Annotated in this window: 10 protein-coding genes; 6 read left to right on the top strand and 4 right to left on the bottom strand. The window is 66.5% G+C overall.

The genetic code is table 11. The features are described from left to right. Nucleotides 1–5: 5 nt before the first annotated feature. Genes HWX53_RS20965 through HWX53_RS20980 form a run of 4 tightly spaced genes read right to left on the bottom strand, consistent with a single transcriptional unit; the run spans nt 6 to nt 3059 of the window. Nucleotides 6–974: a S49 family peptidase gene (locus tag HWX53_RS20965; RefSeq protein ID WP_175944485.1), complete on the bottom strand. Its 969-nt coding sequence runs from the start codon at nt 972–974 to the stop codon at nt 6–8. Nucleotides 975–1020: 46 nt separating this feature from the next. Further along, nucleotides 1021–1407, bottom strand: coding sequence for a Rieske 2Fe-2S domain-containing protein (locus HWX53_RS20970; protein ID WP_175944487.1), 387 nt, complete (start codon nt 1405–1407; stop codon nt 1021–1023). Beyond that, entirely contained in the window at nt 1404–2063 is a 660-nt protein-coding gene (locus HWX53_RS20975) for an HAD-IA family hydrolase (protein ID WP_175944490.1), read from the bottom strand. The genes HWX53_RS20970 and HWX53_RS20975 overlap by 4 nt, the downstream gene beginning before the upstream one ends. Beyond that, a complete protein-coding gene (locus tag HWX53_RS20980) occupies nt 2064–3059 on the bottom strand; it encodes an RluA family pseudouridine synthase (protein ID WP_175944492.1) in 996 nt (331 codons plus the stop codon). Between the two features lie 894 nt (nt 3060–3953). Here HWX53_RS20980 and HWX53_RS20985 point away from each other — a divergent pair. The 6 genes from HWX53_RS20985 to HWX53_RS21010 all read left to right on the top strand — a co-directional run bounded on the left by HWX53_RS20985 (nt 3954) and on the right by HWX53_RS21010 (nt 11480). Next, nucleotides 3954–7313, top strand: coding sequence for an Rne/Rng family ribonuclease (locus HWX53_RS20985; protein WP_175944494.1), 3360 nt, complete (start codon nt 3954–3956; stop codon nt 7311–7313). 170 nt (nt 7314–7483) lie between these two features. After that, on the top strand, nt 7484–8590 hold the full coding sequence (gene moaA, locus HWX53_RS20990; protein ID WP_175944496.1) for a GTP 3',8-cyclase MoaA: 1107 nt from the start codon (nt 7484–7486) through the stop codon (nt 8588–8590). Between the two features lie 85 nt (nt 8591–8675). Continuing rightward, nucleotides 8676–9230 (top strand): molybdenum cofactor guanylyltransferase MobA, encoded by a 555-nt coding sequence (gene mobA, locus HWX53_RS20995; protein WP_241269899.1) that lies wholly within the window; start codon nt 8676–8678, stop codon nt 9228–9230. Between the two features lie 100 nt (nt 9231–9330). After that, nucleotides 9331–10635 carry a gephyrin-like molybdotransferase Glp gene (gene glp / locus HWX53_RS21000; RefSeq protein WP_175944498.1) on the top strand — a complete coding sequence of 435 codons (1305 nt, stop codon included), beginning with the start codon at nt 9331–9333 and terminating at the stop codon, nt 10633–10635. A gap of 84 nt (nt 10636–10719) precedes the next feature. Continuing rightward, on the top strand, nt 10720–10995 hold the full coding sequence (locus HWX53_RS21005) for a hypothetical protein (protein ID WP_049655276.1): 276 nt from the start codon (nt 10720–10722) through the stop codon (nt 10993–10995). Further along, entirely contained in the window at nt 10992–11480 is a 489-nt protein-coding gene (locus HWX53_RS21010; RefSeq protein ID WP_175944500.1) for a GNAT family N-acetyltransferase, read from the top strand. The genes HWX53_RS21005 and HWX53_RS21010 overlap by 4 nt, the downstream gene beginning before the upstream one ends. Nucleotides 11481–11483: the final 3 nt, after the last annotated feature.

Genomic DNA, 11483 nt, shown 5'->3' on the forward strand with positions numbered 1-11483 from the left:
ACGAATCAGCGCAACTGCACCTTGCCGCCGAGCGTCAGCGCGCGCACGGCGGCATCGCCCACGGAAGCGCCGAAGCGCCGCACCACGCGCTCGCTGATGCTTTCCTTCTGCGTGTAATCGACGATATCCGGCTGCTTGATGATCTCGCGCGCCACGTAGTTCGCGTCGCCGAAGCCGTCTGCGAGACCGAGCTGCACGCTCTTTTCGCCCGTCCAAAACATGCCGGAGAAGAGATCCGGATCGTCCTTCAGACGCTTGCCGCGTCCCTCTTTCACCGCGTCGATGAACTGCGTGTGAATCTCGTCGAGCATCTCCTGAGCGTGCGCCGTCATTTGCGGCGTTTCGGGCGAGAACGGATCGAACGCGCCCTTGTTCGCGCCCGACGTGTGCATGCGGCGCTGGATGCCGAGCTTGTCCATCAGGCCCGTGAAGCCGAAACCGTCCATCAGCACGCCGATCGACCCGACGATGCTCGCGCGATCCACATAAATGCGGTCCGCTGCCGCCGCGACGTAATAGCCGCCCGACGCGCACATGTCGTCGACGACCACGTAGAGCGGCGTCTTCGGATATTTCGCGCGCAGCCGCCGAATCTCGCGATTGATGATGCCCGCCTGCACCGGACTGCCGCCCGGACTATTGATGCGCAGGATCACGCCCGCCGTGCCGTCGTCTTCGAACGCGCTTTGTAGCGCGCCGTCGATGTTGTCGGCGCTCGCGTCGCTGTTCGCGGAGATTTCGCCCTGAAGGTCGATCAGCGCCGTGTGCTTGCCGGACTTGGCGACGTGATCGCCGGTGAAATCGAACACGCCCCACCCGATCAGCGCGAGCACCGCGAGAAAGACGAAGCGAAAAAAGATGCGCCAGCGGCGCGCGGCGCGTTGCTCGCGAATCGCGGCAAGCGCGACGCGTTCCAGCGCGTCGCGCTCCCAGTTGTCGTTGCCGCGCGGGTTGGGCGAAAGGTTATCGGACATGCGTGGTCTTCCGGTCGTACGGCCGGGTCAAAGGAAAAAAGGGGAATCAGGCGGGGCGAAGCGCGTCGTCGGGCAGCCAGAACACCGCGCGGCCTTCCGGCGTCTCGCGCTCCTCGACCGCGACAGGCCGAAGCCGCGCGCCTCGGCACGGGCCGCCGACGCACTTGCCCGTGTCCGGCTCGTAGATCGCGCCGTGCGTCGCGCACATCAAGTATAGGCCCGAGCTTTCGAAGAACTGGCCTTCGGCCCAGTCGAGTTCCATCGGCACGTGCGCGCAGCGGTTCAGGTAGCCGTACGGCTTGCCGTCGTAGCGGACGAAGAACACGACCGCCTCGCCGCTCCCGTCCTGCGCCCCGAGCCGCACGCCCGCGCCGCCATCGACCAGTTCGTCGGATGCGCAGACGCGCACCGCCTCTCGTGTCGGCTCGGTCATGCGTGCTCCCGAAGCCAGCCGGCCAGCGACGCGACACTATCTGCGCAAAAACGCGGCTGCAATGCGGTGAGCGAATCCGCCGGATGCGCGCCGTACGCGACGCCCACGCCCGCCGCGCCCGCGTTGATGGCCATTTGCAGGTCGTGCGTGGTGTCGCCGATCATCAGCGTGCGGGACAGGTCCTGCCCCAGTTCGCGCGTGAGCTCCTGAAGCATCGCCGGGTGCGGCTTCGAGAAGGTTTCGTCGGCGCAGCGCGTGCCGTCGAAAACGCTCGTCAGGCGCGACTGATCCAGCGCCCGGTTCAGCCCGACGCGGCTCTTGCCTGTTGCCACTGCCAGAAAATAGCCTTCGTCGCGCAATTCCTGCAGCAGTTCGCGCACGCCGGCGAAAAGCTCGGTTTGCTGGCCCATCGTCAGAAAATGGAAGCGATACCGCTCGGCGAGGCGCGGATAGTCCTTCGTATCGAGCGTCGGCGCGCAGATTTGCAGCGCGTCCTTGAGGCCGAGGCCGATCACGTAGCTCGCGGATTCGTCGGCGGGCACCGGCAGGCCGAGATCGCGGCACGCCGCCTGAATGCTCCGCGTGATGTGGACGGTCGAATCCATGAGCGTGCCGTCCCAGTCGAAAACGATCAGATCGAATTGCTGCCGCGCCATTTATGTCTCTCGGTTTTTGAGTTGTTCGATGAAGCGCCTGCACTCGGCGGGCAGCGGCGCTTCGAACTGCAGCGGCGCGCCGGTCGCGGGATGCGTGATTTTCAGCCGATAGGCGTGCAAAAACATGCGCTTGAGCGAAGGCATCGCGCTCGGCCGCGCGAGTTCCTTGTTCAGCGCGAAGTCGCCGTATTTCGCGTCGCCCGCAATCGGCAGGCCGATGCTCTGCATGTGCACGCGAATCTGGTGCGTGCGGCCGGTCTTGAGTTCCGCCTCGACCCACGCGTAATCCGTCCAACGTTCGATCAAGTTGAACACCGTATGCGACGCCAGCCCGTTTTCCTGAACGCGCACGCGCCGCTCGCCGTCCGCCGCCACGTATTTGTGCAGCGGCGCCTTCACGATGCGCCGCCGGCCCCAGTCGCTCGGCCAGTCGCCGTGTCCGAGCGCGTAATAGCGCTTGTCGACGCGATTTTCGCGAATCTGCTCGTGCAAGTTGACGAGCGCCGCGCGTTTCTTGGCGAGCATGAGCACGCCGGACGTCTCCCGGTCCAGCCGATGCACCAGTTCCAGAAACTTCGCGTGCGGCCGCGCGTTGCGCAGTTGCTCGATGACGCCGAACACCACGCCGCTCCCGCCGTGCACCGCCACGCCCGACGGCTTGTCGATGACGATCAGGTGCTCGTCTTCGAAGAGAATCGGGAATTCGGCGGCGGGCGCATTCGACGACACCGGCGCTTCGTCGGCCTGCGCGATGCGAATGGGCGGCACGCGCACGAGATCGCCCAGCTCCAGCCGGTACGCGGCGTCGATGCGGCCCTTGTTCACGCGCACTTCGCCGCTGCGGAGAATCCGGTAAATATGGCTCTTGGGCACGCCCTTGCAGACGCGCAGAAGGAAGTTGTCGATGCGCTGTCCGGCAGCGGTTTCATCGACTTCGATCATCGACGTGCGCTCGCTTGCAACTTGTTTATGGGATGTTTTGCCTAACTCATTCATTCTGAATATAATTTGCGAGCAGCCTGAAAAGGCCGGACTCGACTCAGTTACCCATGAGGAGCTACGGCGCGATTCATCAGACTGTACAGGTGCAAGCGATAAACCGTTATTTTACTTGCGCCCAGGGCCGGTTGCTCGCCCGGAAAATCGAGCAACGAGTTGCACGCACGGCGATATCACCGGCAGGGACGGAGCCCACAGGCGCGTTCGGTCGGGTCGATCGCCGATCGGTAACGGATTTTTGGTCAAAAAGAATTTCATCGGCGAGAACTGATGGCATCCGGGCGTTCAACCGGCTGCCCGCCCAATTTAGCCCTGCCATCGAGCAACGGGCGAAGACGGCACATCGGGGCTCGCCGATTTGCGAACAACGGCGACGCATCTCGCTGCTGCGCTGATTCCTGCGAAGCGCGAGACGCAAAAAAACGCCGCAACGAGGCGAGACACGGCAAGCAGGCGGGAGCACGTAGCCCGCGGCTGCCGGCGCGGCACGTCCGCGAAGACGAAGATCGGTAACGAAGCATCGCGCCGGTTCGCGCGACACCGCTCTTCCTTTCGCGAACGCCGTCGGGAGGGAAAGGCTCTGTTGAAAGAGCGCTGCGGCTTTCCGTGCGTCCATTTCGAGACGCGGAAAGCCCCGCGCCGCCGTTCGTCCTTGCCACGGGCCGCATCGCCTCCGCGCGCTGCCGTTGTCGCATGTGCCCCTTGGCCCGGCCGCCGCATTCGTCGGCCCGATGCCAGCTTTCGGCAATTCTCCCGCCTAAAATCCGCTCCGGCGTGCTTTTGTGACAACACAAAAAGCGTGGCACGCCCGCCCTCCCGCTTCGCGCCGATGTTCGAATCCGCGCCGATTCGCCAGACGAGGAAGGGTCAAAGCCGCTCTGGAGCCGTTCAATGAAACGCATGCTGTTCAATGCGACGCAGCAAGAAGAACTGCGCGTCGCCATCGTCGATGGACAGAAGCTCATCGACATCGACATCGAAACCGCCGGGCGCGAACAGCGCAAAGGCAACATCTACAAGGGAGTCGTCACCCGCATCGAGCCGTCGCTCGAAGCCTGCTTCGTCAACTACGGCGAAGACCGCCACGGCTTTCTGCCGTTCAAGGAAGTCGCCCGCCAGTATTTCCGCGACGGCGTCGAGATGCGCTCCGCGCGCATCCAGGATGCGCTGCGCGAAGGCCAGGAACTCATCGTTCAGGTCGAAAAGGAAGAGCGCGGCAACAAGGGCGCGGCGCTGACCACGTTCATTTCGCTGGCCGGCCGCTATCTGGTGCTTATGCCGAACAACCCGCGCGGCGGCGGCGTCTCGCGCAGAATCGAAGGCGACGAGCGGCAGGAACTGCGCGAAACCATGGCGCAGCTGGAACTGCCGGAAGGCATGAGCATCATCGCGCGCACGGCCGGCATCGGCCGTTCGGCGGAAGAGCTCCAGTGGGACCTGAACTACCTGATGCAGCTGTGGCGCGCGATCGAAGCCGCGTCGCAAAGTGGCGTCGCCGGCCAGCCGATGCTCATCTATCTCGAATCGAGCCTCGTCATCCGCGCGATTCGCGACTACTTCCAGCCGGACATCGGCGAAATCCTCATCGACACGACCGAAATCCATGACCAGGCGCGCGCCTTCATGGATATCGTGATGCCCGACAACCTGCAAAAGGTGAAGCGCTATCACGACGACGTGCCGCTCTTCTCGCGCTTCCAGATCGAGCATCAGATCGAAACGGCGTACTCGCGCACGGTGCCGCTGCCCTCGGGCGGCGCGATCGTGATCGATCACACCGAGGCGCTCGTCGCCATCGACGTGAACTCGGCGCGCGCCACCAAGGGCGCGGATATCGAGGAAACCGCCACGCGCACCAATCTCGAAGCCGCCGACGAAGTCGCGCGTCAGTTGCGCCTGCGCGATCTGGGCGGCCTGATCGTGATCGACTTCATCGACATGGAGTCGGCCAAGAGCCAGCGCGAAGTCGAGCAACGCCTGAAAGACGCGCTCAAGCACGACCGCGCGCGCGTGCAGATGGGCAAGATCTCGCGCTTCGGCTTGATGGAACTGTCGCGTCAGCGCCTGCGTCCGGCGCTGTCCGAAGGCAGCCACGTGACCTGCCCGCGCTGCAACGGCACGGGCCATATTCGCGATACCGAATCGTCCGCGCTGCAAGTGCTGCGGATCATTCAGGAAGAAGCGATGAAGGAAAACACCGCGGCGATTCATTGCCAGGTGCCGGTCGAGGTGACCGCCTTCCTGCTGAACGAGAAGCGCTCGGAAATCAACAAGATCGAGTCGCGCTTCAAGGTGAACGTCGTTCTGATTCCGAACAAGCATCTGGAGACGCCGCATTACAAGCTGGAGCGCCTGCGTCACGACGATGCGCGTCTGGACGACCCGCGCGCCTCGTGGAAGATGGCCGTCGAAGCGGCGAGCGAACTCGAATCCGAGACCGGCTACAGCAAGCGCGCCGAGGAAGTGAAGCCGAAGCAGGAAGCGGCGGTCAAGGGCATCACGCCCGAGAAGCCGGCGCCGAGCGCGCCGGTCAAGCCCGCGCCTGTCGAGGCCGCGCCCGCGCCCGCACCGACCCCGGTGCCGGCGACCGGCGGTTTCATCGCCTGGATCAAGAACCTCTTTGGCATTCAGCCTGAAATGAAGCCCGCGCCGGCACCCGTCGAAGCGCAGCCGGCAGCGCGCCCGCAGCGCGAGCGTACGGAACGCGGCGAGCGCGGCGAGCGCACGGGCGGCGGCGACCGCAATCGCAATCGTCGCGGCGGCGCGGGCCGTGAAGGCGCGGCCGCCAATGGCGCGGCGACGACCGGCAACGGTGCGAGCCGTCAGCCCGCGCGTCGCGAAGATCGCGAAGGACGTGGCACGCGTGAAGGCCGCGAGCCGCGCGAAGCTCGCGAAGGACGCGAAGGCCGTGAACTGCGCGAAGTCCGCGAGCCGCGCGAAGCCCGGGAACCGCGCGAGGCGCGTGAACCCCGCGAGACGCGCGAACCGCGTGAGGCCCGCGAACCGCGCGAGGCTCGTGAGCCGCGCGAGCCGCGTGAGCCGCGCGATCGCGGCCAGGAACGTGGCGCCGAGCGCGCACCGCGTCCGGAAGCCGCCGAGCGTCAGGAACGCCGCGAGCGTCCGGAGCGTGGCGAGCGTGCCGACCGTGGCGAGCGTGCCGACCGTGGCGAGCGCGCCGAACGGACGGAGCGTCCCGAACGCGCTGAGCGCCGCAAGCCGCAGCCGGAAGCCGCCGTCGAAGCATTGACGCAAGGCGAGACGGCAGCATCGGAAATTGCGGACACCACGCCGCTTAATGCCGACGCTTTGCCGCAAGACATCGATGCCCTCTCCGCCGATCAGGCCGCAGCCGCGCGCGAAGGCGAAGAGCGCCGTCGCCGCCGCCGGGGTCGCCGTGGCGGTCGCCGTGATCGCGATGAAGAAGGCATGACGGTGAACCACGCCGCCGATGTCGCGGAAGCCGAAGGCGCAGCCGAAAGCACGTCGGCGCAAGCTGGTGTGTTCGATGCCGAAGCCGCGCAGGAAGCCGCCGCACGCCGAGAAACGCGTCCAGTTGCAGCCGAGTCGCAGCGGGTTGCGGACAACCGCCAGGCGCAGCCGCAGGAAGCCGCGCCGGTAGCAGCGTCGGCCGCGCAAGCCGAGCCGTTGCAAGCGAGCGAAGAAGCGAAGGCAGAAGCCAACGCGGATTCCCAGCCTGCGCCGGACATCTTCGCGAAGCCCGCAGTGGCACCGGCCGTCGAGAACCCGTTCGGGCCGTCGCCGAAGGTCGCGGAAACGAAGCCGGTCGATCCGTTCGCGCCGGTGGTCGTCGACGAGCCGAAGCCCGTCGAAGCCGCGAGCCAGGCGGAAACAGCGCAGGAAGCACCCGTGGTCTCCGAGCCGGTGAAAACCGCCGCGATTGCTTCGACGCCGGCTGCGACCGCGGTCGAGCCGATCCAGTCGGAAGCCGCGCCGATAGCGCAGCCGGAAGTGACGATCGAGCCGCAGGTTCCGGTCGTGTCGGAGCCGGTGAAGCCTGCCGCGACGCAACCGACGCCCGCCGCATCGTCGACGGGAACGGACGCGCTGAAGCCGATGCTCGACACGGCCGGCCTCGTCTGGGTGAACACGGACGCCGACAAGCTGCGCGCGGCCAATGCCGCGGCCGCGCAGGAACCGGCGCCGGTGCGCGTGCCGCGCGAGCGCAAGCCGCTCCCGCCGCTCGACACCGCCCCGATGCAGCAGGTGGAAACCGGCAAGAGCGCGCACTGACGGGATCGCGCGATGTAGCATGCGAAACGCCATCGACCTCAGGTCGATGGCGTTTTTTCTTTGCGCACTAGTGGAAAGCCCGGTCCACCGAGCCTGGCCGTGCCCGGCCGGACTTGCCCGCTTCCGCTAAAATGGGCTGATCGCCTTTTCGACCGAAGTCCCGAGCAGCCATGTACCGACGCATCATCCCGTTAGCCGATGTCAGCGCGATCCCGGATTTCGCCGGCGCCGCGGCAGCGCCATCCGGCTTGCTGACGGACACGCTCGCGCGTCCCCTGCGCGACTTGCGCATCTCGGTCACGGATCGCTGCAACTTCCGCTGCGTCTACTGCATGCCGCGCGATGTCTTCGACAAGGACTACCCGTTTCTCCCCCATTCCGCGCTGCTGTCGTTCGAGGAAATCGAGCGGCTCGCACGCGTGTTCGTCGCGCATGGCGTCGAGAAAATTCGCCTGACGGGCGGCGAGCCACTGCTGCGCAAGAACATCGAATTTCTGATCGAGCGGCTCGCGCAACTGCGCACGCCCGAGGGCCGGCCGCTCGACATCACGCTCACGACCAACGGTTCGCTGCTCGCGCGCAAGGCTCGGTCGTTGAAGGACGCGGGCCTCTCGCGCGTCACGGTCAGCCTCGATGCGCTCGACGACGCCCTCTTTCGCCGCATGAACGACGCCGATTTCGCCGTCGCCGACGTGCTGGAAGGCATCGCGGCGGCACAAGCGGCCGGTCTCGCGCCGATCAAGGTCAACATGGTCGTCAAGCGCGGCACGAACGACCAGGAAATCGTGCCGATGGCGCGCCATTTCAAAGGCAGCGGCGTGGTTCTGCGCTTCATCGAATACATGGACGTCGGCGCGTCCAACGGCTGGAACATGAGCGAAGTGCTGCCGTCCGCGGAAGTGGTCGAGCGCATCGCGGCGCACTTCCCGCTCGCGCCGCTCGAAGCGCACACCGCCGCCGAGACCGCGCAACGCTGGGGTTACCGGGATGGCAGCGGCGAAATCGGCGTGATCTCGAGCGTCACGCGCGCCTTCTGCGGCTCGTGCACGCGCGCCCGGCTTTCCACCGAAGGCAAGCTCTATCTGTGCCTCTTCGCGTCCGCTGGCCACGATCTGCGCGCGCTGATCCGCGGCGGTGCGAGCGATGACGACGTAGCCACGGCCATCGCCCGCATCTGGGAAGCGCGCGGCGACCGCTACTCGCAGTTGCGCGGCAGCGCGTCGGCGGCCTCGCGGGAAGACGGCCCGCGCGTGGAAATGTCGTACATCGGCGGCTGAGTCTTTTCACGTGATCGGGACTGCGCGCGCCGCTTCGGCTTCGAACATCACCGGTCTCGTGCTCGCGGGCGGGCGCGGCTCGCGCATGGGCGGCGTCGACAAGGGCATGCAGCCGTTTCTCGGCGAACCGCTCGCGCTGCACGTGCTGCGCCGCTTGGCGCCGCAAGCGAGCGCCATGCTGATCAGCGCCAACCGGAACATCCAGGCGTATTCGAAACTTGCCGCGCCGTTCGGCGCCCGCGTGATCGGGGACACGCTCGGCGACTACCCCGGCCCGCTCGCCGGCATCGCGGCGGCGTTGCGCGCGGCGCACACGGAGTTCGTGCTGATCGCGCCGTGCGACGCTCCGTTCGTCGATGAACGGCTCGGCGTGCTGCTCGGCGAAGCGCTCGACGCCGAAAACGCCGACATCGCCTATGCCGCGACGATCGAACCGACCGGCGAACGCATCGCGCACCCGGTTTTCGCGATTCAGCGCGCCTCGCTCGCCGACGATCTCGACGCCCGGCTCGCGGCCGGCGAGCGCAAAGTACGCGCGTGGTACGCGCGCCACAAGGCGGTGCAAGTGCCATTTCACGAGGATCGCGCGTTTTACAATATTAATGATTTACGCCAGCTAGCCGAGCTGGAGCGCCGGTAAAGAGACGCCGGCGCTCGCACAGCGTTGCGCCAGCCCACCGGCGGCCTTTCGTCACGCGGCGTCTGCCGCTTCTCGCGCACGTCGCGCCTCACGCCAGTTCATGACCACGTTGAAGCCACTGTCCGGTTGCGTCGCTCACTACGATCCGAATGCGTTGCCCGTCGAGGCGGCGCAGGAAATCGTGCGTCAATGGGCGATGCCGCGCGGGCAGGCGCAGCAGGTGGAGCGCGTCGGCCTCTTCGATGCGCTGAACCGCGTGCTCGCCGCAGACGTGATCTCGCCCATCGACGTGCCGGCGTTCGACAACTCCGCGATGGACGGCTATGCGTTCTCCGGCGCGGCGCTCTCGTCGGCAACGCAGGCTTTGACGCTCGAAGTCGCGGGCGCCGCGCTCGCCGGACGGCCGTTCGCGGGTCGACCGACGCCGAGCGAATGCGTGCGCATCATGACCGGCGCGCTGATGCCCGAAGGCTGCGACACCGTCGTGCCGCAAGAACTCGTCGCCCGCGAAGGCGACAAGATTCGTTTTGCTGCCGACGCCGTCCGCGCAGGCCAGAACCGGCGGCTGTCGGGCGAAGACCTCGCGCGCGGCAAGCCGGCGTTGCGCGCGGGCCGCATCGTGCGCGCGTCGGATCTCGGCTTGCTGGCCTCGCTCGGCATCGCGGAAGTCGACGTGCATAAGCGCCTCGTCGTCGCGTTCTTCTCGACGGGCGACGAACTCCGCTCCGTCGGCGAACCGCTGACGCCCGGCACGCTGTACGACAGCAACCGCTACACGCTTTTCGCGATGCTGCGCCGGCTGAATGTCGAAACCGTCGATCTGGGCATTGTCCGCGACGATCGCGCGTCGCTGGAAAAAGCGCTGCGCGAGGCGACGGAAGCCGCGGACGTGGTGATCAGCTCGGGCGGCGTGTCCGTGGGCGATGCCGACTTCACGCGCGAACTGATGAACTCGCTCGGCGACGTCGCGTTCTGGAAAATCGCGATGCGCCCCGGACGGCCGCTCGCGTTCGGCCGTCTGTGGTCCGGTCCTCGCGCGGGCACAGGCAAGTCGGCGCTCTTCTTCGGCTTGCCGGGAAACCCGGTCGCGGTCATGGCGACCTTCTACTTCATCGTGCGCGAGGCGCTCATCGCAATGTCCGGCGCGACGCGGCACGAACCGACGGTGATTCGCGCGCGCAGTGCCGCGCCGATCAGCAAACGCGCGGGCCGCACAGAATTCCAGCGCGGGATCGCCACGCGCGACAGCAACGGCCAGTGGAGCGTCGTGACGACGGGCCCGCAAGGCTCGGGCGTGCTGAGTTCGATGAGCGAGGCGAACTGCTTCATCGTGCTGGAACACGACCGCGCCGATATCGACGCGGGCGACGAAGTGAACATCGTGCCGTTCGACGGCCTCATCTGACAGCGAACAGTCAATAGCGAACTCATCATGCGCGAAGCCGCGGCGACCCACATTCCAACTATCGATAGACGGGGTTCTCCTCCCATGAAAAAGCAGATCTCATCCATCGCACCGGGACAGACGGCCAAGGCGCTGATCCTCGTGTATCTGACTTTCAGCGTGCCGATCGTGCTGCTCGGCGTCGTCGTCGCATTCGTGCGCTACGGCTCGGTCGAGGTGAGCACGGTGACGAGCGCGCTGCTGCTCAACGCGATTCTCGGCTTCGTGCTGCTGTGGATTGCCTGCCACGCGTATAACTGGGTGGCGTCGCGCTTCGGCGGCATCGAAATTGTGCTGTCCGACGCACCGGAAGAAGCATGAGCGCCGCGTCCATTCGACCGGCCACGCCCGCCGACATCGGCGCCATCTACGGCCTGATGCTCGAACTCGCGGAGTTCGAGAAGCTCACGCATCTTTTCGTCGCGACGCAGGACGGCTTGCGGGACGCGCTCTTCGGCGCGCGCCCGGCAGCGGAGGCGCTCGTCGCCGAGCAGGCAGGCGAAGTCGTCGCCTATGCCCTCTTCTTCCACAACTTCTCGACCTTCCTCGGCAAGCGCGGTCTCTATCTCGAAGACCTCTACGTGCGCCCCGCGCTGCGCGGCAGCGGCGTCGGCACGATGATGCTGAAGAGACTGGCCGCGCTCGCCGTCGAGCGCCAGTGCGGACGCTTCGAGTGGTCGGTGCTGGACTGGAACCAGAACGCCATCGACTTCTACGAGAAGATGGGCGCGACGGTGCTGCCGGACTGGCGCGTCGTGCGTATTACCGGCGATTCGCTGGATCGTCTCGCGGACGGCGCCGCCTGAGCG

The sequence above is a fragment of the Caballeronia sp. BCC1704 genome (assembly GCF_902833455.1).
In the GTDB taxonomy this organism is placed as follows: domain Bacteria; phylum Pseudomonadota; class Gammaproteobacteria; order Burkholderiales; family Burkholderiaceae; genus Caballeronia.

Coding starts and splice junctions, on each gene's coding strand:
- HWX53_RS20970 (WP_175944487.1), bottom strand. CDS start 1,407: ATGACCGAGCCGACACGAGAGGCGGTGCGCGTCTGCGCATCCGACGAA.
- HWX53_RS20965 (WP_175944485.1), bottom strand. CDS start 974: ATGTCCGATAACCTTTCGCCCAACCCGCGCGGCAACGACAACTGGGAG.
- moaA (WP_175944496.1), top strand. CDS start 7,484: ATGTACCGACGCATCATCCCGTTAGCCGATGTCAGCGCGATCCCGGAT.
- HWX53_RS20985 (WP_175944494.1), top strand. CDS start 3,954: ATGAAACGCATGCTGTTCAATGCGACGCAGCAAGAAGAACTGCGCGTC.
- HWX53_RS20980 (WP_175944492.1), bottom strand. CDS start 3,059: ATGAATGAGTTAGGCAAAACATCCCATAAACAAGTTGCAAGCGAGCGC.
- glp (WP_175944498.1), top strand. CDS start 9,331: ATGACCACGTTGAAGCCACTGTCCGGTTGCGTCGCTCACTACGATCCG.
- mobA (WP_241269899.1), top strand. CDS start 8,676: ATGGGCGGCGTCGACAAGGGCATGCAGCCGTTTCTCGGCGAACCGCTC.
- HWX53_RS21005 (WP_049655276.1), top strand. CDS start 10,720: ATGAAAAAGCAGATCTCATCCATCGCACCGGGACAGACGGCCAAGGCG.
- HWX53_RS21010 (WP_175944500.1), top strand. CDS start 10,992: ATGAGCGCCGCGTCCATTCGACCGGCCACGCCCGCCGACATCGGCGCC.
- HWX53_RS20975 (WP_175944490.1), bottom strand. CDS start 2,063: ATGGCGCGGCAGCAATTCGATCTGATCGTTTTCGACTGGGACGGCACG.